The organism is Thermodesulfomicrobium sp. WS (genome assembly GCF_027925145.1).
Taxonomy (GTDB): domain Bacteria; phylum Desulfobacterota; class Desulfovibrionia; order Desulfovibrionales; family Desulfomicrobiaceae; genus Thermodesulfomicrobium.
In genome coordinates this window covers 1,230,451-1,254,951 of sequence record NZ_AP027130.1, presented here as the reverse complement: position 1 = coordinate 1,254,951, position 24,501 = coordinate 1,230,451, and the positions used below count along the sequence as shown (strand labels likewise).

At 65.7% G+C, this 24,501-nt stretch carries 18 protein-coding genes and 1 pseudogene; 7 read left to right on the top strand and 12 right to left on the bottom strand.

The annotated features are described in order from the left end of the window. Nucleotides 1-59 precede the first annotated feature (59 nt). Genes QMF81_RS06065 through QMF81_RS06040 form a run of 6 tightly spaced genes read left to right on the top strand, consistent with a single transcriptional unit; the run spans nucleotide 60 to nucleotide 5,652 of the window. The gene (locus QMF81_RS06065; protein WP_281749836.1) at nucleotides 60-947 is read left to right on the top strand and encodes a sirohydrochlorin cobaltochelatase; all 888 of its coding nucleotides are present in this window, start codon (nucleotides 60-62) and stop codon (nucleotides 945-947) included. Nucleotides 948-962: 15 nt separating this feature from the next. Continuing rightward, on the top strand, nucleotides 963-1,952 hold the full coding sequence (locus QMF81_RS06060) for an iron ABC transporter permease (RefSeq protein ID WP_281749835.1): 990 nt from the start codon (nucleotides 963-965) through the stop codon (nucleotides 1,950-1,952). Beyond that, nucleotides 1,949-2,743 (top strand): ABC transporter ATP-binding protein, encoded by a 795-nt coding sequence (locus QMF81_RS06055; RefSeq protein WP_281749834.1) that lies wholly within the window; start codon nucleotides 1,949-1,951, stop codon nucleotides 2,741-2,743. The genes QMF81_RS06060 and QMF81_RS06055 overlap by 4 nt, the downstream gene beginning before the upstream one ends. Further along, complete coding sequence (locus tag QMF81_RS06050) at nucleotides 2,649-3,530, top strand: ABC transporter substrate-binding protein (RefSeq protein ID WP_281749833.1); 882 nt, start codon at nucleotides 2,649-2,651, stop codon at nucleotides 3,528-3,530. The genes QMF81_RS06055 and QMF81_RS06050 overlap by 95 nt, the downstream gene beginning before the upstream one ends. After that, nucleotides 3,530-4,282, top strand: a complete 753-nt coding sequence (gene cobI / locus QMF81_RS06045) for a precorrin-2 C(20)-methyltransferase (RefSeq protein WP_281749832.1) — start codon at nucleotides 3,530-3,532, stop codon at nucleotides 4,280-4,282. Before QMF81_RS06050 ends, cobI begins: the two co-directional genes overlap by 1 nt. Then, a complete protein-coding gene (locus QMF81_RS06040) occupies nucleotides 4,279-5,652 on the top strand; it encodes a cobyrinate a,c-diamide synthase (RefSeq protein ID WP_281749831.1) in 1,374 nt (457 codons plus the stop codon). Before cobI ends, QMF81_RS06040 begins: the two co-directional genes overlap by 4 nt. Before the next feature lie 6 nt (nucleotides 5,653-5,658). On the opposite strand, the gene QMF81_RS06035 is transcribed toward QMF81_RS06040, so the two are convergent. From QMF81_RS06035 to QMF81_RS05990, 10 genes and pseudogenes are all read right to left on the bottom strand, one after another. Next, on the bottom strand, nucleotides 5,659-7,929 hold the full coding sequence (locus QMF81_RS06035; RefSeq protein ID WP_281749830.1) for an EAL domain-containing protein: 2,271 nt from the start codon (nucleotides 7,927-7,929) through the stop codon (nucleotides 5,659-5,661). Then, nucleotides 7,913-10,741: a GAF domain-containing protein gene (locus QMF81_RS06030; protein WP_281749829.1), complete on the bottom strand. Its 2,829-nt coding sequence runs from the start codon at nucleotides 10,739-10,741 to the stop codon at nucleotides 7,913-7,915. The genes QMF81_RS06035 and QMF81_RS06030 overlap by 17 nt, the downstream gene beginning before the upstream one ends. 8 nt (nucleotides 10,742-10,749) lie before the next feature. Beyond that, on the bottom strand, nucleotides 10,750-12,300 hold the full coding sequence (locus QMF81_RS06025; protein WP_281749828.1) for a PAS domain-containing sensor histidine kinase: 1,551 nt from the start codon (nucleotides 12,298-12,300) through the stop codon (nucleotides 10,750-10,752). Beyond that, entirely contained in the window at nucleotides 12,297-14,030 is a 1,734-nt protein-coding gene (locus tag QMF81_RS06020) for a response regulator (RefSeq protein ID WP_281749827.1), read from the bottom strand. Before QMF81_RS06020 ends, QMF81_RS06025 begins: the two co-directional genes overlap by 4 nt. Beyond that, complete coding sequence (locus tag QMF81_RS06015; protein WP_281749826.1) at nucleotides 14,027-17,341, bottom strand: chemotaxis protein CheB; 3,315 nt, start codon at nucleotides 17,339-17,341, stop codon at nucleotides 14,027-14,029. Before QMF81_RS06015 ends, QMF81_RS06020 begins: the two co-directional genes overlap by 4 nt. Before the next feature lie 2 nt (nucleotides 17,342-17,343). Then, on the bottom strand, nucleotides 17,344-18,384 hold the full coding sequence (locus QMF81_RS06010) for a response regulator (protein WP_281749825.1): 1,041 nt from the start codon (nucleotides 18,382-18,384) through the stop codon (nucleotides 17,344-17,346). 12 nt (nucleotides 18,385-18,396) lie between these two features. Next, nucleotides 18,397-18,789, bottom strand: coding sequence for a response regulator (locus tag QMF81_RS06005; RefSeq protein WP_281752941.1), 393 nt, complete (start codon nucleotides 18,787-18,789; stop codon nucleotides 18,397-18,399). A 69-nt stretch (nucleotides 18,790-18,858) separates the two neighbouring features. Further along, nucleotides 18,859-19,062 (bottom strand): annotated as a pseudogene (locus QMF81_RS06000) (Hpt domain-containing protein); the annotation flags it as partial. A 182-nt stretch (nucleotides 19,063-19,244) separates the two neighbouring features. Next, nucleotides 19,245-20,303, bottom strand: a complete 1,059-nt coding sequence (locus QMF81_RS05995) for a chemotaxis response regulator protein-glutamate methylesterase (protein WP_281749824.1) — start codon at nucleotides 20,301-20,303, stop codon at nucleotides 19,245-19,247. Beyond that, the gene (locus tag QMF81_RS05990; protein WP_281749823.1) at nucleotides 20,300-20,971 is read right to left on the bottom strand and encodes a CheR family methyltransferase; all 672 of its coding nucleotides are present in this window, start codon (nucleotides 20,969-20,971) and stop codon (nucleotides 20,300-20,302) included. Before QMF81_RS05990 ends, QMF81_RS05995 begins: the two co-directional genes overlap by 4 nt. Before the next feature lie 40 nt (nucleotides 20,972-21,011). Here QMF81_RS05990 and QMF81_RS05985 point away from each other — a divergent pair, with 40 nt between their 5' ends. Continuing rightward, entirely contained in the window at nucleotides 21,012-21,599 is a 588-nt protein-coding gene (locus QMF81_RS05985) for a chemotaxis protein CheD (protein ID WP_281749822.1), read from the top strand. On the opposite strand, the gene QMF81_RS05980 is transcribed toward QMF81_RS05985, so the two are convergent. Further along, nucleotides 21,596-22,438, bottom strand: coding sequence for a protein-glutamate O-methyltransferase CheR (locus QMF81_RS05980; protein ID WP_281749821.1), 843 nt, complete (start codon nucleotides 22,436-22,438; stop codon nucleotides 21,596-21,598). The two genes, QMF81_RS05985 and QMF81_RS05980, sit on opposite strands and share 4 nt — an antisense overlap. Further along, on the bottom strand, nucleotides 22,435-24,498 hold the full coding sequence (locus QMF81_RS05975) for a chemotaxis protein CheA (protein ID WP_281749820.1): 2,064 nt from the start codon (nucleotides 24,496-24,498) through the stop codon (nucleotides 22,435-22,437). The genes QMF81_RS05980 and QMF81_RS05975 overlap by 4 nt, the downstream gene beginning before the upstream one ends. Nucleotides 24,499-24,501 lie beyond the last annotated feature (3 nt).

Here is a 24,501-nt window from a genome sequence, read left to right as displayed (position 1 = left end):
CTTGAGCTTGGGCGTCGTGCCCGTGTGTTTTCTGCCCCCGCAAACCCATGGAGGTCCTCATGACTTTCCCGGTTCGCGGTTTTTTTGTGCTGGCTTTTCTGTGCCTGTGGATGGCTGCCTGCCCGGCGTGGGCAGGCCACGGCGCGGAGCTCCCGCCCCGGCCGGCCATCCTGCTCGTGGCCTTCGGCACCACCGTGCCCGAGGCCCGCACCGCCCTGGAGCACCTGGAAGCCCAGGTGCGGCAGCGCTACCCCGGCGTGGAGGTGCGCTGGGCCTACACCGCCCGGCAGGTGCGCGAAAAGATCCGCACCCAGGGTGTGGTGGTGGATTCCCCGGCCCTGGCCCTGGCGCGGCTGGCCGACGACGGCTTCACCCACGTGGCGGTGCAGTCCCTGCACGTCATCCCGGGGGAAGAGTTCCACAACCTCCTGACCATCTGTTCCCGCATGGAAGGTCTGCCCAAGGGCCTTCGGCGCATCAGCGTGGGCGCCCCGCTTCTGGCCACCAGTAATGACGTGCGCCAGCTCACCGCCGCCCTGACCAGCCGTTTCGCCAACCGTAACCGGCGCGAGGCCGTGGTGTTCTTCGGCCACGGCACCGCCCACGGCGGCGACGTGTTCTACACCGCCCTGGATCGCACCCTGCAGCAGGTCTCGCCTTGGTTTACCGTCACCACGGTGGAAGGCACGCCCTCCATGGACGAGACCGTCCAGTCCCTGGCTGCCCTGGGCGCCACCCAGGCCCGTCTGGTGCCGCTCATGGCCGTGGCCGGCGACCACGCCCTCAACGACATGAGCGGCGATGACCCGGAATCTCTGGCCTCGCGCCTGCGCTCTCGCGGCATCAAGCCGGTGCCGGTCCTGGATGGGCTCGCCTCCTCCCCGGACGTCAGCGCCATCTGGATGGAGCACCTGGCGCGCGCGTGGGGCGCCCTGGGGCTTCCCTAACGACGCGCGCCTGCCATGACCGCCGTCCCGCGCCCTGCCGCCCTTTTCGCCGTACTGGCGATGCTCCTCCTCTCCGCCGCGGTCGCCCTCAAGGCAGGAAGCTATCCCGTACGCTGGCCGGAGGTCCTCGCCGCGCTGACAAGCCCAGGCAACGACGCCGCCAGCTTGGTGGTGGACCTGCGCCTGACGCGGCTGGTCCTGGCCCTTGCCTGCGGCGCCGCCCTGGGGGTGGCGGGCGCGGTCCTGCAAACCATCCTCGGCAATCCGCTGGCCGACCCCTTCACCTTGGGGGTCTCCAGCGGGGCCGGCATCGGGGCCACTTTGGCCTTGGTCAGCGGAGCCAGCGGGGGGCTTGGCGTGTCCCTTGCCGCCCTTATGGGGGCCGCCGGGGCCGTGGCCGTGGTGCTGGGCCTGTGCTGGGCGGCGCGCAGCTTTTCCCGGGAAAGCCTGGTGCTGGCCGGCATCATCGTCTCCACCTTTCTTGCTGCCTGCATCGCCCTCATGAAGGCCCTGCACGAAGACTCGGTGGCCTCCATCGTGTTTTGGCTCTTGGGGAGCCTGCAAAACCGCTCCTGGCCGCATGTGGCAATGATGCTCCCCCTGGGCCTGCCGGCTATGGCGGTGATCCTTGCCTCCGCCAAGGTGCTCGATGTGCTCGCCCTGGGCGGAGAGTATGCCCACACCCTGGGGGTACGGGTGGCGGCATGCCGCACCCTATTGGTGCTCGCCGCCGCAGGGCTCACGGCCTCGTCCGTGGCGGTATGCGGCATCATCGGCTTTGTGGGCTTGGTGGTGCCGCACGGCATGCGCCTGCTGCTGGGGCCCCGCCACGGGCTCTTGCTTCCGGCCTGCGCGGTCATGGGCGGGGTGGTGCTCCTCTGGGCGGACGTGGCCGCGCGCACCGTCCTCGCCCACGGGGCCGAGCTGCCGGTGGGCGTCATCACCGCCCTCGCCGGGGCGCCGGCCTTCTGCTTCGTGCTCCTGGGCTCCCGGAGGCAGGCGTGATCAGCATCGACAACCTCTGCGTGGGCTTTGGCCGCCGCCTGGTGCTCGAAGGCATCCATCTCCATGTTGCCCGCGGCGAATGGATCGCGGTGGTGGGCAAGAACGGCTGCGGCAAGACCACCCTGCTGCGCACCATCTGCGCCCTCACGCGGCCGCAGGCAGGGACGGTGCTCGTGGCCGGCACCTGCGTGCAGCGCATGGCTGCCCTAACCCGCGCCCGCACCCTGGCCATGGTGCCCCAGCGCCCACCGACCCTGCCCCCGCTCACGGCCCTGGATGTGGTGCTCCTGGGCCGCTTTGCCCACAGCGGCCCGTTTCGCGCCCCCAGCGGCCACGACCGCGCCGTGGCCGAGGCCTGCCTTGCGGAGACCGGGGCGGCACACCTCGCCCATCGCCTAGCACCGACCTTGTCCGCAGGCGAACTCTCCCGGGTGCTCCTCGCCCAGGCCCTGGCGCAAGAGACCCCGGTGCTGCTCCTGGACGAGCCCGCCGCCCATCTGGACCCATCCTGGGCCATCACCGTGCTCAGTATCCTCGCCAAACGTCACCAAACGGGCCAGACCATCGTGCTCGTGGCCCACGACCTCAACGGCGCGGCCCTGTACTGCCCGCGCTTCGTGGCCTTGGACCGCGGCCGCGTGGTGTACGACGGCCCCGCCCGCGACTTTTTTACCGCCAACCGATTGCGAGACCTCTATGGCACGCCGTTTCACCTTGTGCGCCATCCCGTGGCGGATGTGCCGCAAGCTCTGCCTCTTCCTGTGTCTGCTGACCGCACCCCTACCCACTGAGGCAGCGGGGCATCCCCGGATCATTGCCTTGCACGGGGCGCTGGCGGAGATGGTCCTGGCTTTGGGGCGCGGGGACCTGCTCGTTGCCCGCACCGAGGCCGACGCCGAGATCCTGCCGCAGCTTCCCAGCATCGGCACGCATCTGCGGCCCAACCTCGAGGCCATTTTGGCCCTGCACCCGGATGTGGTCCTCACCCTTGAAGACGCACCGCACCCGGAGCTTTGCGCCCTGCTTCAGGCCGCCGGCATCCGCACCCTCGCGCTCCCAGGTCAGTCCTTTGCCGATCTTTTTGCCTCCCTGCGCCGTCTGGGCCGCGAACTGGACGCCGAAGCCCAGGCCGAAGCGCAAGTCCAGGCCATGGAGCGCACCCTTGCCGCCGTGGCTGCGGCTTCTGCCGCGCGCCGGCCCCGGGTGCTCGTGGAGCTGCGCTATCCCAATTTGGTGGTGAGCGGTACGGCCAGCATCGTGCACCACATGATTCTCGCCGCCGGGGGAGAAAACGCCGTGACCGCGCCGGAAAAGATCGTGCGCCTCTCGGAAGAAGAACTCCTGCGCCTGGCCCCGGAGGTCTGCGTCATCCTGCGCGGCCCCATGCACCCAAATCCTGACCCCCTGCCCGAGCGCGGCCCCATCTTCGCAAGCCTGCCGTGCGTGCGCCGCGGTCTGGTGTTCCAGGCGGAGCAAGCGGCCTTTTCCCGCCCCACCCCCCGGGCTGTGGCGGCGACCCAACAACTTGCCGCCTGGATCCAGCACGCAGCGCGCGTTCTGGAACATGGAGAACCCTGATGTATCCCGGCGAACTCATCGGCATCGGGGTCGGCCCTGGCGACCCCAAGCTCATCACCCTGGCGGCCGTCCAGGCCCTTGGTCAATGCACCCACGTCTTTGCCGCAGCCTCCAGCAGCGCCGAAGACTCCATCGCCCTGTCCATCGCCCGGCCCCACCTGCCCCCAGACACGCCAGTGACGCTGCTGCGCTTTCCCATGACCACCCAGGAAAGCACGCTGCAGGCCGCCTGGCAGGAAAACGCCCACCAGGTGGCCACAGCGGTGCGCCAGGGCGAACGCTGCGCCTTTTTGACCCTGGGCGATCCCCTGCTCTACTCCACCTTCGGCTACCTCCTGCGCACCCTGCTTGCCCAGGACCCGCAGTTTCCGGTACTCGTCATCCCGGGGATCACCTCCTTTCAGGCCGCAGCGGCCAGGATGCGCGTGCCTCTTGCCGAAGGGCGCGAACGCCTGCTCATCCTGCCGGCGGTACGCGGGGCGGAAGAAGTCCACGGCGCCCTCGCCGCCACGGAAAGCCTCGTCATCCTCAAGGCCGGCAAGCGCTTTGCCCAAATCCACAAGGCACTGACCGCCGCCGGGGCGGCAGAACGCAGTCACCTGGCCACGGCCGTAGGCCTGCCCGGAGAGCACATCTGCCTCGATCTGCCTGCAGACGGCGCCCCGCGGCCCTACCTCACCCTGGTGCTGGTCCCCAGTGCCGAGCGCACGGCGCCACCGCCCAAGACCAGCGACTCCGAGCCCCAGCCATGAGCGCTCTGCGTGCGCTGCTCATCGCCGGCACCCAAAGCGGCTGCGGCAAGACCTCGGTGGCCCTGGGCCTGATGGCCGCCCTGCGAAAGCGCGGGCTTACGGTGCAAGGGTTCAAATGCGGACCAGACTTCATCGACCCAGGGCTGCATGGTCTGGCCACAGGCCGGGCAAGCCACAACCTCGACGCCTGGATGCTCCCGGCCCAGGCGCTGCAGGACCTCTTCCACCGCGCCTGCGCCGGGGCGGATGTGGCGGTGGTGGAAGGGGCCATGGGGCTTTTCGATGGGCATGGCGCCTCGAGCCGCGGCTCCAGCGCCGAGATCGCCGCCCTCCTCGGCCTGCCGGTGGTGCTCGTCGTGGACGCCCGCGCCATGGGCCGCTCCGTGGCCGCCCTGGTGCACGGATTCGCCACCTTCGACCCCAACCTGCCCATAGCCGGCGTCCTCGCCAACCAGGTCGCCTCCAGCCGCCACCAGGCCATCCTCACCGCATCCCTGGCCGCACTTCCCTCGGGCCCGCCCCTTCTGGGGTGCCTTGACCGCGCCCCCGAGATCACCCTGCCCAGCCGCCACTTGGGGCTCATCACCGCCGCAGACCTGCCGCAGGCACGCGCCCACCTCGAGCGCCTGGCTCAATGGGTGGAGGCAAGCGGCGCCGTGGATCGCCTGCTGGCGCTTGCGCCAATGCAGCACAACGCCACCGCCGTGCAGCCCGCGCCTGCAGAGAGCCCCCGGCCCGCGGTCCCCATCGGCGTGGCCCAAGATGCGGCCTTTTGCTTCGTGTATGCGGAAAACCTGCGCCTCTTGGAAGCTTCGGGCGCACGTCTGATCCCCTTCTCTCCCCTGCGGGATACGCGCCTTCCTGCCGGCATCCAGGGGCTCTATCTCTGCGGCGGCTATCCCGAGCTCCACGCCGCACGCCTGGCGGCCAACAGCAGCCTCCGGGAAGAAATCCGCGCCTTCTGCGCCTCCTACCGGCCGGTGTGGGCCGAATGCGGCGGATTCATGTACCTTGGACAAAGCGTGACCGATGCCCAGGGCCAGACTCATCCCATGGTGGGATTCTTCCAGCTGCATACGGTCATGGAGCGCCAGCGCCAGGCCCTGGGCTACCGCCAGGTGACCCTCGCTGCCCCCTGCCCTCTGGGCGAGGAAGGAGAAGCGGCCCGGGGCCACGAGTTCCACTACTCCCGCGTCTGCGGCCACGATCCCGAGGCCCGGCCCCTGTTTGGCAGCTCTCAAGGAGATACCGGCTGGGTCAAGGCCCAGGTGTGCGGCACCTACGTGCACCTGCACCTGGGCTCCAACCCCCGCCTGGCGGCGCATTTCACCGCCGCCTGCCGCACCTGCCCGCCGTGGCCAGGAAGATAAAGGACGTCAGCCATCCCCCAAAGAAGCCGACTCTGCTTCTGCCAGAAGACAGGTGGGACAAGTGCGCACAAAGGCCAGGGCCTCATCGAGGGGCATGGGGCGGGCAAAGAAGTAGCCCTGGGCCTCGTCGCAGCCGCCCTTGCGCAAGAACGCCACCTGCGCGGCGGTCTCCACCCCCTCGGCCAGCACCGTCAGGGCGAAGTTGCGGCCCAAGTCGATGATGGTGCGCACCAGACGCTCGTCCTTGGGGTCGCCGGGGATGCCGCGCATGAAGCTTTGATCGATTTTGAGCACGTGGATGGGCAGCTGCTTGAGATAGCCCAAGGAGGCGTATCCCGTGCCGAAATCATCAAGATGCAAGCGAAACCCCAAAGAGGCCAAGCGCTCCAGCCGGGCCAAAGCCTGGCCGAAATCGCGCATGATGCTCGTCTCGGTGATCTCCACTTCCAGCAGGTGCGGGGGCACGCCAAAGGCAGCAACGGTCCGCTCCAGGGTTTCCACAAACTGCGGCTGGTCGAACTGCACGGCCGAGACGTTGAAGGCCACCGGCAGGACCGTGGGCAAATGTCGGGCCATGATGCCCATGTCCTGGCATACCAGACGCAGGATGTGCTCGCCCAAGTCCACAATGAGCCCGGTCTCCTCGCACAGGGGGATGAACTCACCCGGCGGTACCATGGAGCCGTCCGGCCGCCGCCAGCGCACCAGGGCCTCGAAGCCGGCGATGGCGCCGTCGGCAAGACGGATCTTGGGCTGGTAGTACATGACGAACTCCCCGGCATCCATGCCCCGGCGCACGTCCATCTCCCGCTTGAGCCGCAATCCCGCCCGCTCCGCCAATTCGGGGTCAAAGAACATGAGCTGATTCTTGCCGCTCTTTTTGATGCGCAGCATGGCCATCTCGGCCCGGCCGAGGAGGCCCTCGGCCTCGGTGGCGTCCTGGGGGGCCAAGGCCACCCCGATGCTCGCGCTAAGCACCACAGACTCCCCCGCCACGACAATGGGGCGCTGGAAGGCTCGAAGGAGACGATCGCCGAGGGGCAGGGCGTCCTCGGTGCGGGAAAGGCCGAGCACCAGCACGCCGAATTCGTCACCGGCCAGACGCGCCACGGTATGCTCCGGCCCCACTGCTGCGGCCAGACGCTTGCTCACCACCCGCAGCACCTCGTCGCCAGCGGTGTACCCCAAGCTTTCGTTGACGTGGAGAAAATTGTCCACGTCCACGAAGAACACCGCAGCGGGCCTGCCGACGGACAGATTCTTGCGCAGGCGGTCCAAAAACAGGGCGCGGTTGGGCAGGCCGGTGAGCAGGTCATGGAACTCCTGAAAGCGCAGCCGTTCCTCTTGGCGCTTGTATTCGGAGATATCATGAAAGATGGCCACGTAGTGGGTCACCCGGCCTTGATCGTCGGCAAATGCGGTGATGGTGAGGCGCTCCGGATAGACCTCGCCGCTCTTTTTGCGGTTCCAGATCTCGCCGGTCCAAAAGCCGGTCTCGCGCAGCGTGCGCCACATGTTGGCATAAAACTCGGGCGGATGCACATGGGACTTGAGGATCCGCGGATTCTGGCCAATGGCCTCCTCGGCGCTATAGCCGGTAATGGCGGTAAAGGCCGGATTGACGCGCACGATGGTGCCCTGGGCATCGGTGATGGTAATGCCCTGCAAGGAGTGCAAGAGCACTGTGTCCAGCAGGCGCAGCTGCAGCCGCGTCTCCTCCAGGGAGATCCGCTCCTGCTCCAGCGCATCCTGGGCGTGGGCCAGACGCCGGGTGCGCTCTTCGAGCAGTTCGCGCACATGCGCCTGGGAGCGCTCCAGCTCCAGCACCACCCCTTCCAAGTGGCGGCGGACATCATAGTTCTCGTCCGCCATGGCCTTCATGCGGATCCAATTGGCCACGCGCAGGCGCAGCTCCAAATGGCGTACCGGCTTGGTGACGTAGTCGTTGGCCCCCAGCTCCACGGCGCGCAGTTCCGTGGCCAGGTCGTCGAGGCTGGTGACCATGATCACCGGGATATCCTTGACCTCGGGCAGTCCGCGGATGGTCTTGAGGGTCTCGTAGCCGTCGAGCCCGGGCATGAGCACGTCCAAAAGCACCACATCGAAGCTGCGGTCCAATATATCCAAGGCCTCCTCGCCGGAAGCCACCGCCACCCATTGGTAGCCGAAGCCTTCCACCATGCGCGAGAGCTGGGTGCGGTAAAAGGCTTCGTCATCCACGATGAGCACCCGCGGGGTACGGTCATGGCGATGCGCAAGACTATAGAGTGGACTCATGGGGCTTCTCCTTAAGGACCATGCCCACGCGATCCAAGGCGGTCTGCAGGGCAGGCAGCAAAGACACCGCCTCGTTGACCTGCCCCAAACGCAGGGCATCATGGACGGCGCGGGCCAGTGTGCTCACTTCCGTGGCGCCGATGGTGGCGGCATTGCCTTTGAGCGCATGAAACATGCGCAGGGCCGTGGCAAGATCGCCGCGTTCCAGGGCCGCGCGCCCTTCGGAGAGGCGCTGGGGCGCCTCGGCGGCGAACATCCGGCGCAGATCGTTCAGAAGCTGAAGGTCTCCGCCCAATTGCGCCAAGGCGTCGGCGTCGTCCCATGGCGCATCCACAGGCAAACCTGCCTGTTCCAGGGCAGTCCGCAGCTTGTCCACCGGCACCGGTTTCTGGAGCACGCCCTGCACCAAGGGCCCCCACTGGGGATGGTGCGTGTCCGGGAGCTCCTCAGGGGCGAACCCGGTCACCAGAAACACCGGCACGGGCGATTGCCCGGCGGCATGTTCGCGCTCCCGCAGGATCCGGGCCACCTCCAGGCCCGACATATCCGCAAGATCCATATCCACCAGCACCATGTGCACCGGCTCTTGGGCCAGAACCCGGAGGGCAGCGGCCCCGCTTTCCACCTCGCGAATGGCAAATCTTCCCAACCCCAACAGCAGCCGGCGGAGCAGATCCCGCTGCAAGGGCTCGTCATCCACCACCAACACCGCAGGGGCATCCTGCAGCGGCTGAGCCCGATACAGGGGAATGGTCACGCAGACCACGGTCCCATGCCCGAGCCTGCTGGAGAATTGGATCGTCCCCTCCAGGGCCGTGAGAATGCGGCGCACTACGGTGAGGCCCGTGCCAACGCCCTCGCCCTTTCCTTGGAGAAAAAAGGCGGCGATACTCGCCTGCTGGGCCTCGGAGATACCGAGACCCGAGTCCTCCACGCACATGCGGATCTCGATGCGGTCCTGGACCTCTGCCGAAGGCCGGGCAAAGACCGCCAGGCGGGCCCCGCCGCTTTGGGTATGATTCAGGGCATTGGCCAAAAGCTGCTCGAGCATCAGCAGGATGCTCCCCATATCCGCCCGCACCCACTGGGGGACTGTCGGCTCCAGGGCCAAGTGCAGGCTGAGGCCCTTGGCGGTCCACAGCGGCATCTGGCGGCGCACGAGGTCCTTGAGGGCGTCCGGGAGGTCAAAGACCGCTTCGTCCAGGCGAATCTCCTGGCCGAAGGCCAGCTCGGCCTGCTGCAGGCTCCGCAGAAGACCGCGGGCGCATTCGCCGATGCCTTCCACATAGCCGCGGGTGCGTGGATCCCATTGCCGGTCTTCCAAAGAGGAGGCCAATTCCATCAAGATCTGCACCGGCACCAGGAGCCGCTCCACCATCTGCCGCACCTGCCCGGACGTCGCGGCCGTCTCCTGCTGGATGCGTGCTTGGGCGCGCTGCAGGGCTTCCCCCTCACGAGCGCGGCGCAGGGCCAGGGCATACACCGTGGCCAGGCGCGCAAGCACTGACTCCACCCGCTCGTGCCGGTACCCCTGGGCGGCATTGGCCACGGCGATCTCTCCCACCACCCGGCCGGCATCCACCACAGGATAGGCGCAAAAATTGGTGATGGGCACATGCCCTTCAGGAAGCCCCCGCGCCAAGGGATGGGACGCGAGGTCATCCACCACCACCATGGCACCGGTATGCATCGCCTCGGCCCACAGGCCACGGACCCCGCTGAACACCAGATCGTGGTCCTTCATGGCGCACTGCTGCATGGAGAGCGAGCTGGCCGACGACACCAGGGCGCCATCCTCGCGCACATACCCTGCAAAGCCGTAACGGCTGTCCGTGAGGCGTACCGCCGCCTCCACCACGCGCCGCCCCAGCTCGCGCAGGTCCTCGCAGGTCAGCAAGGACTGGGAGAGATCCGCCAGGGTGGTTGCTTCCAAGTGCCGCCAGGCGATCACCTCGCGCAGGCGCCGCGCCTCGGAGGCGTCGCGCACCATGGCCCACCAGCCGTCCTCTTCCCGGTAGGCGGACAGATGCACCGGCACCGGCCCGGCGCTGCCCAGAAGCTCCAGTTCCATGGCCGGCGACGAACCGCGCTCTTCCAGAAGACGGGCAATGATGGCCATCACCTCGTGGCCCGCAGGGGACACCAACTCCTGCCAGCGGCGGCCCTCAAGCCCGCCCGGGGCCACGCCCAAAAGGGCCTCCAGGGCGGGATTGGCCTCCACCACTTGGCCCAGGTGATTCACGAAACAAAAACCTTCATGGAGACGCTGGTACAGCCGGCGGAACCGGACTATGCCCCGGCCATCCTCCACGCGGCGCCATATCCACGCCGAGACGTCCAGGAAAAAGCTGGCCACATGCCCCGTAGAGAGGCGCACCACGTGATTCTCCGCCCATAGCCGAATGCGCCGATCCCGGTATTCCCGAGGGGGAAGACGCTGGGGCTCCCCCGTACGCCAAGCCGCCTCCAGGGCGTCCAGCAAGCCCATGGCCCGCACCCCGGGAAAGAGCTCCGAGAGACAGCGCCCCACCACCTGGTCCCGACTCATGTCCACCAAACGCTGGCCCGCGGGATTGAGGTCCACGAACACGAAGTCCTCGCCGCCCTGCAAGGCGGAATACACGGCAATCCCCACCGGGGATTCGGCCATCAGGGCACTGCACAGCACGCCCTGCTCCCGCACCCGCTGCACTTCCTGGCGCAACAGGCGCACATGGGCCTCCAAGCCGGCGATGACGGCCGCATCATCCCCGATCCTCTGAGGTTGCGACACTGCGTCGTCCAGATTGGCAGCAGACGGAGAATCTTCCATGGCGCACCTCACACCGCAGAAGGAAGGATCGCCGTAAAGCATACCTCGCCTTCGCTGCTCGCCACCACCACGTCCCCACCCATGGTGCGGGCCATGAGCCGGGCGCTATAGGTCCCCAGACCGGTTCCGCCCTTTTTGCCCCAGGTGGCGAACTTGTCGAAGATACGGGGGAGAAAGTCCTCAGGGATGGAACCCGGATTCTTCACCGTGAGCAGCACCTGGGGCCCACAGCGGATATGCGCCTCCACCGTTGCCCCCTGCGGCGAGGCTTCCAAGGCATTTCGCAGCAAATTGGCGCAGATGGAATAGAGCAGGGCCTCTTCGCCGAGCACGGGACATTGGGTGGTTTCACAACACTGGAGGATAGTGATCTCGATATGCTTGCGCCGCCGCAATTCCTCCAGGTCGGCAACCACCTCATCAAGGACTCCCATGAGATCCACGGCCTGGGGCGCAAGCGTATAGGTGCCGCGCTCCATGGCCACCAAGGACACGGACTCGCTCAGCATACGCATCATGCGGCGGCCCGCCTTGTGGATGGCCAAAAGCATCTCGCGCTGTTCGTCGGTGAGATTGGTGTCTTCCAAAAGCAACGGGGTGAGTCCCACGATACCCGAAAGGGGGGCGCGCAAGTCATGGCGCACGATGGCCTCGATCTCCTGGCGCAAACGCTCGGCAGCCACACGTTCGGTGATGTCCATGACAAAAGTCACCTTGCGCGGGGCGCCGTCCTCGCCTTCGATGCGGGCGGCATCGGCGAGGATATGCAGCCGCTGGCCGTCCTTGCGCACCACCTCCCACTCGCCGCGCAGTTCCGCCTCGCCGGCGATGAAGCGGTCGTGCAGGGCAATCAGTTCCGCCCGCTGCGTTTCCGGCACCACCAGGGTGAAATGCTGGCCCACAAGTTCCTCGGCGCTATAGCCGTACAAGCGGCAATAGGCAGGGTTCACGTACTCGAAGATGCCCTGGGGATTGGTGATGCACAGCCCCAAGGGCGTGCGCTCCACGAGGGTGTGGAAGCTGGCCAAGGCGCGGCGTTGATCTTCCCGCGCCGCTTCTTCCGCGCCTTGGTCCACCAGGGTGAGCAGGAATTCGTCCGCTCCGACGGGACCAAGGCTCGCCAACACAGGATGCTCGTCCGGGGCAAGCAGGAGCCGCTCGCGGGTGCTATAGCCCCCTGCCGCCTGGGCAAGCTGCTGCATCCACACGCCGTGACTCTTGCGGTGCACAAAGACCGTGATGGGATGCCCTTCCACCTCCTGCCGCGTGGTCCCCAAGAGTGCGAGCAGGGCCGCATTGGCCCGACGCACCAGTCCATGGGCGTCCACCACCGCAAGCCCCAAGGGGGCGGAATGGAAAAGCGTGGTGTAGCGCTCGGCCATGGTTTCCAGTTCCAAGGCCGCCCGACGCAGTTCCTCGTTTTGGATACGCAGCTCCTCCTCATATTGTTTGAGCTCCCAGAGGATCTCCAGCATCACCTGGCGCACATGCTCCGGCACGCCTTCACTTTGGACGAGCTGCGCCAACTCCTCGGCAGACATGCTGCGGTAGCTCTTCATGACTGCTCCCTATTCATGCTCTGCGTTGCCAATACCGCGGAGATGGTGGCCTGCACCATGGAAATATCGAAGGGCTTGGTGAGCACCTCGTCCATGCCTGCGGCAAGAAACCGCTGCCGGTCCTCGGCAAAGGCATGGGCGGTCATGGCGATGATGGGGATATGGCGATACGGGGTCTGGGACTCGCGGATGCGGCGGGTGGCTTCAACGCCGTCCATGCCCGGCATCTGCACATCCATGAGCACCACGTCGAAGCACTCCTCCGCGAGCCAGGCAAGGGCCTCGGAAGCGTTCACGGCCTCGCGCACCTCGTAGTTCTGAGAGCGCAAAAGCCGCACCGCCACCAGGCGGTTGACGGCATCGTCTTCCACCACCAGCACCCGCACCCGGCCCGCGCAGGTGGGGCCCACGGTCACCGGCTGGGGGCGAGGCGGGGTCCCCGCATCCATCTGCCCCACAAAGGGCTGGCCCGGCACCACCACCACCATGCGCGTCCCCCGGCCGAGGGCAGTCTCCACGCAGAGGCTTCCGCCCATCAGGCGCAGCAGCCGGGCCACGATGGCCATGCCGAGACCGACGCCACTGGTCCGCTGGGTTTGTTCGCCACGGCAAAAGGGATCAAAGAGCCGCTCCAAGGTGGCATCACTCATGCCCGGGCCCGTGTCCTCCACCCAGAGCCGCAGCCCCCGCGGACATGCCTCCACCCACACCGAGACCTCGCCCTCGGAGGTGTACTTGATGGCATTGCCCACGAGATTGAGGAGGATTTGCCGCAGCCGGCTGCCGTCTCCCCGCCACCAGGGCGCAAGTTCCGGGGCCGTCTCCAGACGCAGCGCAAGCCCTTTGCCCGCCGCTTCCAGGCCCAAGGTTCCCTGCACCGGCTCCAGCACGTCCTCGCGCACGGCAAAACGCTCCACCACCGGCTCCGGGCGCCCGGTATCCAGACGGGCAAAATCCAGGACATCGGAAAGCAGCCGCACCAAATGCCGGGAGGCGCCCCCGGCCTGGGTCACGTAAAAACGCTGCTCTTCGGAAAGGGCCGTACCTTCCAGAAGCTGGAGCATCCCCAGGATGCCATTGAGGGGGGTGCGCAGTTCGTGGCTCATGGTGGCCAAAAATTCACTCTTGGCCCGGTCCGCGGCCTTGGCCGCCTCCAGGGCGGCAGAGAGCTCGGCCTCCCGCCGCCGCACCAGGGTCATGTCGATGACCGCCAGCAGCACCTGGGTATTCTCCCCGGCGCAGGCTTCGGCGTCACAAAAAAGCACCAGACGTACCGGCGTGCTTGCGCCGTCCTGGTGGACCAACACCGCGTTCACACTGCGCTCCCCGCCCTGAGCCATCACCTCACGCAGACGCAGGATAAAGGCCGGGACCGTTTCCGGGGCGAGCAATCGGGAAAAGTGCCGACCACAGATCCGCGCCTGCGGCATGTCTGCCAGGGCAGCCAAAGCGATGTTGGCCTCGCACACCACGCCGGTGCCGTCGAGCACCGCATAGCCGATGGGTGCATACTGAAAGAGGCGCTGGAAACGAGCGCGCGAGGCCTCCAGCTCCGCCAGAGTCTCCCGCAGGGTCTCGTTTTGCACCTCCAGCTCACCCTTGTACACCGCAAGCTCGGTGACCAGTTCCTCTACCAACGCGGCGTCCTCGGGGCTGATGCGGCCGTCACACGCCAAGGACTCCACGCGGAGCCGCAAGGCATCGATACGCTGACGTCTGGCCTCGCTCATCGCTGCTCCCTGGACGCTGCCCCCGCCGTTTCCTGGGGACGCACCTCTTCGAACACGGTGAACACCCGACAGGGCCGAGACTCGCCATCACAGAACACCGGATAGGAGTTGATGCGGATCCACACCCAGCGCTGGTCCGACGGACGCCAGACGCCCATGGACACGTCCAGGACCTCTCGCCCCTCACGCAAGGCCACCATGGCCGGGTGCTCGGCACCGGGAAAAGGGGTGCCATCCTCACGGATGGCCCGCCACTCATCGTCCTCGGAGGTACGACCCTGCATGGCGGCAAGGCTGCGGCCCAAAATGGCCTCGGCCGCGGGATTGGCATCCACAATCCGGCCGTGGGCGTCCTGGATCACGGCCCCGTGGGCAAGGGTGTCGAAGAAATAGCGGTACACGCTCTCATGCCCACGGCCTTGCCCGCGCTCCAGCACCGCCAAGCGCTCGCGCAGTTCCTGCACGTGGGTGATGTCCTGATAGACCCCACGCACCTCAGGGCCTTTGGGGTCCTCTTCCCAGCGCCCCAGAATGCGGATCCATTTGGGGCCCAAGTCCGCACGCAACCGGGCGATCATGTCCACCGGTGTGCGCTCCTTGCCCAGACGGAACAAGGCGTCGTGCACCAAAGGCCGGTACTCGGCATCGAAGAGATCCACGATCTCCGTCAGGGTCATGGCGTTCTTGGGGGGCAGACCGAACACGGCAAAGGTCTCCTCGTCCCAATATTGGTCCAGCCCCACCCCATGGCCCACCCAAAAGCCCAGGCGCGCCAGGCGCATGGCCTCGCGCAGGCGATGTTCCAACACGGAGAGCTCCTGGCGCATGCGCACCGAGGCGGTAACGTCCCAAAAGGAGAGCACCACCCCGGCAAAGTCCGACGGGCCCACGGAATACGGACTGATCTGCATGTGGTAGACTTGCGCGGTGCCGCGGACGCGCACCTCGCGCGCCACAGGCTTCTGGGTGGTCATGACTTCGTCCACCAAGGCCGCCAAGGACACGTCTTCGAGGCTGTGGGTGATATGGGTAAAGGGACGGCCCAGGTCCTGGTCGAGGATGGAAAAGATGCGGGTAATGGGCGGGGAAAAGCGCCGGATGGCCTTGTTCTCGTCCACGAGGAGGATGCCGATGCCTGTGGCACTGAGAATGTTGTCGATGTCGTGGTGCAAGGCCATGAGCTCGTAGATCTTGTTCTGGTACTCGGAATTGACTGTATGGAGCTCTTCGTTGGTGGATTGGAGTTCCTCGTTGGTGGATTGCAGCTCCTCGTTGGAGGCCAGAAGTTCCTCGTTGGTTGCCTGCAACTCCTCGTTGGAGGTCTCCAACTCCTCGATGGTGGCCTGAAGATTTTCGCGGGTAAGCTGCAGTTCGGCCTCCAGGTCGCGGATACGTTCCTCGCTCTCCTTGCTGAGGTCATACACGACGGGGCTGCCTTCATGCTGCACGGATGCCGCCGGCAAAAACAGCAGCGCCGCCAGATTGGAATATCCCTTGCGCTGGGGCAACAACCGCACGCGGATGGTCATGGCCTCCCGGGCATCCCCCTCCCCCACCATGACAGTGGTCTCCTGCTGTTCGCCGCTGCGGAAGGCCTTTTGCACCAAGCTTGTCAGCAGCACCGACAAGTCCTTGCGCGCCAAGGAGGAGAGCTCCATGGACAGCCGTCCGGAAGGGATGCGGAACACGCTGGAGGCATCCCCGAAGATGTGCACCACCTCCAGGCCCTCGGTGACGATGACCGAAAGCGGCAGCACGTCCCCCTCGATCCCCAAAAGAAAGCGCTCGAGCACCCGCTCATCCGCCGAACCGAGCCCCTGACGCATCTGGAAATAGGGAGCATAGTTCAGCCCCCCGGGCAAAGGCGCGGACAGGGGCTTGAAGTCCGTCCCCTTGGCCGGGCTCTGCTTGCCCACGGAGCGAAAGATCTTGAACTTGTGGTGCACCGGCTCGAAATATCCGGCAGCATCCCCCACGGTCTCGCTGGAGCCAAGGAAGAGGATCCCGCCGGCATTCAAGGAAAAATTGAAGTGTTCGAACACCTTGTGCTGGATAGCGGGCTGAAGATAGATGAGCAGATTGCGGCAACTGATGAGATCGATCTTGGTAAAGGGCGGATCGGAGATGAGGTTGTGGCGGGCAAAGACCACCATCTCGCGCACACTGCGCGCCACCTGGAAGGAATCGCCGTTTTTGTGAAAGTATTTGCCCAAAAGCCCCGGGCTCACATCAGCGGCGATGCTCTCGGGATACACCCCGGCGGCGGCCACCTGAATGGCTTTTTGGTCCAAATCCGTGGCAAAGATCTTCACCGGCTTGTGCTCGCCGGTGGCGTCCATGCACTCGCGCGCCAAGATGGCGAGGCTGTAGGCCTCTTCCCCGGACGAACACCCTGCCACCCAGAAGCGCACCTCGCGGTCGGTAATGGATTGGAAGAGTGCGGGCAGACATTCCTGGGCCAAGTACTCAAAGGCCTCAGGGTCCCGGAAGAAGCTGGTCACGCCGATGAGCAGCTCTTTGTAGAGGACATCGATCTCCGCCGGATGCGACTGGACGTATTCGATATATTCCTTGAGACTCGTGGTGCGGGTGACCATCATGCGCCGCTCGATGCGGCGGTTCACGGTGCTGGGCTTGTAGTAGGAGAAATCCACCTTGGTTCGATTCTTGAGCAAGGCAAAGAGCTTGGTGATGCCATGCTTCTCGGACCCGTCCTCGTGCCCGCTCTCCACCAGCAAAGGTTCCCGCCGGACAAAGGCCAAAAGCTGCGCCGCCATGTCCTCGGGCGGCAGGATGAAATCCACCAGGCCGGTGGAGATGGCGGCTTTGGGCATGCCGTCGAACTTGGCGGTGGACTCGTCCTGGACCATGACCATGCCGCCATGCTCCTTGACCGCCCGCACCCCGCGCATACCATCGCTGCCCGTGCCGGAAAGGATGACGGCAATGGCCTTTTCCCCCTGATCTTCGGCAAGGGAGCGCAAAAAGATATCGATGGGCAGATTGATGCCCCGGGTCGTCTCCTGTTCGTTGAGCACCAACCGGCCATGGAAGATGTAGAGATTCTTCTTGGGTGGAATGAGGTAGATGGTGTCCGCCTCCACCTCCATGCCGTCCTCGGCGCGGTATACGGGGATGGTGGTCTTCTTGGAGAGGAGCTCCACCATCAGGCTCTTGTAGTCCGGCGACAGGTGCTGGACAATGATAAAGGCCAAGCCCGAGTGCCGGGGCATGGTACGGAAGAAGTGCTCGATGGCCTCCAGCCCCCCGGCCGAGGCGCCGATACCCACGTAGTAGCTTGGAGTCGCCATGGTCATCCCTCGCTTGGCAAGGCCACCAGCCCCAGCTTGAACAACTGCCGCCGCACCTGATCCATGTCCAACGGTTTGAGGAAGTAATAGTTCGCCCCGCACTCGTAGCAGGCCTTGATGATGGCCACCGGATCTTCCACCGAACTGGTGATGACAATGGCCGCCTCCTCCGCGGTGCCTTCGATGCCCTTGCCGCGTTCGATCTCCCGCATGGTGCGCACCGCAAGAAGGCCATCCATGACCGGCATCTTGATGTCCATGCAAATGAGGTCATAGGGTTGGCCGACCTCATGGCCCCGGATGAAGGCATGGATGGCCTCGAGCCCGTCTTTGGCCACGTGGCAGACGCCAAATTGGGTCAAGAAATTCATCAAGATCTGGCGGGCGGAAAAGTCGTCCTCCACCACCAAGATATGGAGCGGACCCGAGCCGTTCCGCGCCGGACGCTTGGGCTGCGAAGTCTTCCGAGGCTGCAAGGGACGCTGCGGTTGCGGCTCGGGGCGGGGTTCTTGCGGCGCCAACGGGGCTGGCGCCTTCTTTGGGGAAGCAGCCACGCTGGGCTCGGGCACGGTCTCGCTGGGCTCCTTTTCCAGCATCTTTTCGGACATGCGGCACTCCAACTCCACTGCACTGGGGGAGCGTTTCTTGCCTTTGGGCGGCCCCACCCGCTCCACCACCGCAGCCAACTGCTGCGCCAGTTCGCTCACATCCCGGCCATCACCGCCGCCGCAGCGGGCGTCTTCAAGGATGGCGGTCATGGCGTCCACGGCCCGCAAAAGCAGACTCACCAGTTCCTTGTCCGGCTCCAGACGGCGCTCGCGCACCAAGGAAAGCACGTCCTCGGCCTTGTGCGCAAAGGCCGAAAGACGCTCCATGCCCAGCATCCCGGCGTTGCCTTTCACCGAGTGGAAGGCCCGGTACACGCGGTTCACCACTTCGTCATCGTGGCCGTTTTCCAAATCCATGAGGTCCACCATGACGTTTCCCAAGACTTCCGTGGCTTCATCCACAAACTCGTTCAAGATTTCCTGCAATTCATCCATGACGAACGCTCCTCAAATGACGCCCACGCGCACAAGGGCCAGATGCAGGGCCTCTTTGTCGATGGGTTTGACCAAATAGGTATCGCACAGCCCCTTGAAGGCCTCCACCACGTTCTTGGGGTCGTCCAAAGCCGTGGTCATGATGATCTTGGCCCCTTGCGTGGACCGGATACCGTGCTGCGCCTCTATGGCGCGCATCTGGCGCAAGGCCTCCATCCCGTCCATCTCCGGCATCATGATGTCCAGACACACCACCGAATAGGGAGTCCCCGCATTGAGTGCAGCACGAAAGGCCTCCACCGCCTCCCGGCCGTCCACGGTCACATCCACCGTGCCATACTCCTTGAGCATGCGCTGCAGTATGAGCCGCGCCGAAAAATCGTCTTCTGCCACGAGAATATGCATGTCCCCCTCCTCTTGAGGCTGCCGTGCCCGCTGCACGTTGTGCTCCAGGGCGCCGAGCAGCCCGGATATCTCCTGTGCCATGCGAACCATGCGGTGCGGCAAAAGCTCCCGCTCCCCGCTTCTGGCCGCGGTTTCCACGGCCAAGGCCGCGGCCCGGGCCGCTTCGGCCCCGAGGTTGGCGCACATGCCCTTCAGGCTGTGGGCGGCCCGCTCCAGACGCGAAAGGTCCTCGTGCGCCAGGGCCTCGTGCGCCTCTTCCAGGCGTCGCGGCATCTCGGCCAGAAGACTCGTGCCGTAGCGCACGGCCAGCGCTCTCCCCAAGCGCCGCTCCATCCCGTTCCAATCAAGCATCGAAAACTCCTTCTTCCTTCAAGGATATTGAGCCGGTACTCAACACCACAAGCGGGACTTTGCCGTCAATAAGAAAAAAATCCACGCATTCTGGGCAGCCATCGTTACCTGCAGACACGCAGGATGGCCGCTGGGATGGCGTCCAACGGAAGGACCTCGTCCACCCCGCCGGCGGCGATGGCTTCTTTGGGCATGCCAAAGACCACACAGCTGGCCTCATCCTGGGCGATGGTGTAGGCGCCGGCATCGTGCATTTCCCGCATGCCGCGCGCCCCATCGTCCCCCATACCCGTCATGATGATCCCCAGGGCGTTTTTGCCGGCATACCGCGCCGTGGAACGAAACAGCACGTCCACCGAAGGGCGGTGCCGGGAGACCAGTGGGCCGTCCTTGATCTTCACGAAATAGCGGGCCCCACTTCGGGAAAGCAACATATGGCGACCGCCAGGGGCGATGAGGGCATGGCCGCGCAGCACGGGATCGCCGTCCTCGGCCTCCTTGACGCTGATGGCGCACAATCCGTCCAGACGCTGGGCAAAGGCGCGGGTGAATTTCTCCGGCATGTGCTGCACCACCACGATCCCTGGGACATGGGCGGGCAGGGCGGACAACAGCCGGGCCAAGGCCTCGGTGCCTCCGGTGGATGCGCCAATGGCCACCACCTTCTCCGTGGTTTCGATCATGGCCTGCGCCCCGGGCTTGGGGAGCATGACGTCCGCGGACAACTTCGGGGTCACCGGCGGGGAAGGGGTGTACTGCCGCACTTTGGCCCGGGCCGCTGCCTTGACCTCATCGCAGATGAGCACCCGGGATTCTTCCAGAAATTGCTTGGTGCCGATCTTGGGCTTCTGGATGATGGATACCGCCCCGTATTCCAGGGCCTTCAAGGTGGTCTCGGCCCCGCTCTCGGCCAGGGAGGAACAGATGACCACGGGCAGGGGGTGCTGGCTCATGAGCTTGCGCAAAAAGGTCAGACCATCCATGCGCGGCATCTCGATGTCCAGGGTGATGACGTCAGGCACCTGCTGACGCAGGATTTCCGCCGCAGCCAAGGGATCGCTGGCCGTGGCCATGACCTCGATGTCCGGATCGCTCTCCAAAATGGCACACAAGGTCTGGCGCACCAAGGCGGAATCATCCACGACGAGCACACGAATCTTCATGACACCCTCCACCAATGGACGGTTTGGTACACCCCTGGGGCAAGGGGGCGCAGACCGCGCTCGCGGCAGTCCCCTCCAAGGGACACATCGGTGATGACAAAACCTCCCGGCCGCACCACCCGCGCTGCTTCCAGCACCAAGCGGCCCCCCAACGGCGAAACGAAAGGCTCGAACACCCCGCAACACCAAAGGAGATCCGCCGCCTCTCGCAAACGCACGGCGCAGGGCCAAGGCAGGTGGCGGAACCGCACCCGAAAGCGCACTGCAGGCGCGATGCGCACCCTCGGCTGGCGACGATGGCGGGTAATCCACGGGGAAAGCCATGACGGCACCGGAGAAGGCAGGACCTCCATGGGATAGACCCCGCGCCGGGCGGTCTGCAGATCCTCATGGCACAGCAGCAGTCCCAACACCTGGAACGGGGGTTGCGGCGTGTGCCGCCAATGCCACGAAAGACGCATGGCCACGGTGTACGCCTCCAGGCCTGGATCTGCGCTCAGCACCACCACCCGGCGGATTCCCAGTCCACGCCGAGCCACCAATTCGTCCAGGGCAGCGCACAACTCCGGATCGTGCACCAGCCCGGTGACCGGCGTGAGCGCCGCCAGGATATGGGGAAGTTCCTGCGCCCAAACGGACTGAAAGCTCGACTCAATCTCCGACATCATGTACTTGGGACCACACATTCCCTCGAGAGGCACACCCGTCATGGATATTTGGGACCCTCGCTGGCAAGGACTCCCCCAGCGCTACCTCCATATCGGCCAAGGCGGCCTCTTTGTCCGGCCCACCGTGGTGCACACGGTGCTCGGCTCCTGCGTCGCCGTGGTGCTTTATGCCCCCGAGCACCAGGTGGGCGGCATCTTCCATGCCTTTCTCCCCCACCAGCCCGCGCCCCCTCTCGACGAGGACGGAAATTCCCCTTTCCGCTACGTGGACGCCGGAACCGGGCATCTGGTGCGGCTCTTTGCCCGCCGCGGCATCTCTCCCAACGCCTTGGTGGCGAAACTCTTCGGCGGCGCCGTCTCCATGGGCCAAAAAAACGACAGCGCCGTGGGCACGCGCAACGCCGACGCCGCCCGATCCCTGATGGCCGAGCTCGGCATCCCCGTAGTGGCGGAGCGCCTGGGCGGAGACTGCGGCTCCAAACTCCTTTTCCATTCGGGGACAGGAGAAGTGTTGCTCAAACGTCTGCGGCGTTTTGAGGAAATCGCTCCAAGCACCGCATCGGTCCGCTCCCCTGCCCCACACGGCGTCAAGGCACCCCAATCTCATGGCGATGATCCCCGAAGCTAGTCTTTGGCGGCCAAGCGCTGGTACACCGCTGGAGCGCGCTGGCGCAGGGGCACATCGTGGCCGGTGAGGCTTTCGGAATGCCCGATGAAGAGATAGCCGCCCGGCACCAACACGTTGCACAATTTGGCCACCAATTGGCCTTGGGTGGCGCGATCGAAGTATATCATGACGTTCCGGCAAAAGATGGTGTGCATGAGCTCCCGCAGGGCAAAGGGCTCCATGAAGTTGAGGCGCCGAAACTGCACCAGCCGGCGGATCTCCGGCGCGACCCGCACCAGATTGCGGGAACGGTCCTTGCTGCGCAAAAGATACTTGCGCTTCCACGCCAGCGGCAGGCAGTCCACGTCTTCCATGGGATAGACGGCGCGCTGCGCCTCTTCCAGGACGCGGTTCGAGATGTCCGTGGCCAGAATGGTGAAAGAAAACCGTGGATGCCGCTCGGCGAACTCGCTCATGGCCATGGCCAAGGTGTATGGCTCCTCCCCTGAGGAGCATCCCGCGCTCCACAGGCGGAAGGTCTCGCCGGGGTGGGCGGCCACGAACTCCGGCAGCACGGTATCCGTAAGAAAAGCCACATGCTGGGCCTCGCGCAGAAAGCAGGTGGTATTGGTAGTGACGCAACTGGTCAGCTGCGGCATCTCCACTTCCATGCCCCGCACCGAGCGCAAGTAGTCCAGGTACTCGCCATACGAACGGAGTCCCAGCGCCCGCAGGCGGCGGTAGAGCCGCGCTTCCAGCATCGTCTTCTTGGCCGGGGTGACGACGATACCCAGCTCCTGGTAGATGAGCTTTCCCAGCGCGGTGAGCTCGCTTTCGGTCATGGTAGGGATGCCACTCATAGCACCAAGGCAGCAAGGTCCACGATGAGGGCAATGGTGCCGTCACCAAGGATCGTGGCCCCGGAAACCCCGCGCACGTGCTGGAAGACCCGGCCCAGACTCTTGATGACCGTCTGATGCTCACCCACCACGGCGTCCACCACCACGCCCACCAGCCGATCCAAGACCCGGACGATGACCGCCTGCTCGATGGGAGGCGGTGTGCCCGGCACACCGAACACCTGGCGCACCTCCACATACGGCACCAAGTCCCCACGCAAGGCGATGAGCCGCGCCGACGAGGCGGCCTTGGCCTCGGCGGTGAGCTCCACGCATTCCTCCACAGCGGCCAGGGGAAGCACGAAGAAGGCGTCCTGCACCCGCACCAACAGGCCATCGATAATGGCCAGGGTGAGCGGCAGACGGATGGTGATGGTGGTGCCCTGCCCCAGGGTGCTGGCAATGGAAATACGGCCGCGCAGGGCCTCGATATTGCGCTTGACCACGTCCATGCCCACCCCGCGGCCGGAAACGTTGGACACTTTTTGGGCCGTGGAGAGCCCCGGGGCAAAGATGAGCTGGAGGCATTCCTCGTGACTGAGCGTCACGTCCGCAGAAATAATCCCCTTTTCCAGGGCCTTGGCCCGAACCCGCTCCACATCGATGCCGCGGCCGTCATCCTCGATGGTCAAAACCACCTCGCCACCGGCATGTTCGGCCACCAGGCGGATGGTGCCTTGAGCAGGTTTGCCCTGGCGTTGACGCTCATGGGGGGGCTCGATGCCGTGATCCACGCTGTTGCGCAAAAGATGCACCAGGGGGTCCCCCAGGCGCTCGAGCATGGTCTTGTCGAGTTCGGTGTCTTCGCCCACGGTGACGAGCGCGATGTCCTTGCCAAGTTCTGTGGACAAGTCCCGCACCAGACGGCGGAAACGGGCGAAGGTCGAGCCGATGGGAAGCATGCGCAGGCTCAATGACGTATCGCGCAAGGCGTCGGTGAGGCGCTCCATCTCCTCCGCCACCGCGGACAAGGCCCCGCTGCCCTGCTCCATGGCCACTTGGCTGAGCCGCGCCTGGGCGGTCACCAACTCCCCTACCAGGTCCACCAGCGCGTCCAGCTTGGCGGCCGGGACCCGCACCGTGGCGGCCTCGGCCGCTGCTGAGGCGTCTTTCAACTGCTTGATGCTGCGCTGCTCGGCGAGGGCCGCTTCCACCTGGGCCGGGGCCACCACACCGGCTTCCACCAGGACCTCGCCCACGGGCTTGCGATGGGCCAGGGCCGCCTCGATGGCCTCCGGGGCGGCATCTCCCCGCCGGGCAAGGAGCTCGCCCAACCGAGGGGGGGCGTCTTCCACGGGCACCGGCTCCACCCGCACTTCGGCATCGCCCTCCACAAAGATGAACACATCACGGATGGTGGGCTCGGCAGCGGTGGTGGTGAGCAGGACCTCCCACGCCAGGGCGCAGGACTCGGGGTCCAGGGCGCTCAATGGGGGCACGGCATCGCCAAGCAGCACCACCTGAGCGCTTCCCAGCCCCATGAGCTCCTCCACCAAACTCGCCGGATCCAGGCCGGTGCGAAAGATATTTTCCTGGGGGCGAAAGCGGATGCGCCACAGCCGGGGCTGCTCCTCGGCAGGCGTCGGCGCCGCCGCGCTGGGCGCTGCACCGGAAGAACGCTGGGCAGGACCGGGCAGAGACTGCCCGGGAGCACCCCATGCGGCCAGCTGATCCACCAGCCCCTGGGTAACGCCCGCATCCCCCCGTCCATCGAGGATGGCTGCGGCATGGTCGCGGCACGCGAGAAACAGGTCCACCAAAGGCCGACTGACGGCTACCTCCCCTGCCCGCACTCGGTCGAGCAGGGTCTCGGCGTGGTGGAGAAAGGCGGCCAAATCCTCGAAGCCGAACATGCCGCCCGCGCCCTTCAGGGTATGCACGGCACGGAACAGCCGGTCCACGGTCTGCGCATCCGGGCTCTGCTCCAGGGCGAGCATGCATGTCTCCCACTCAGCCAGCAGATCCACGGCCTCGTCCACAAAGGCCTGACGGTGCAGGGCGGCTCTCTGATCCATAGACATGGT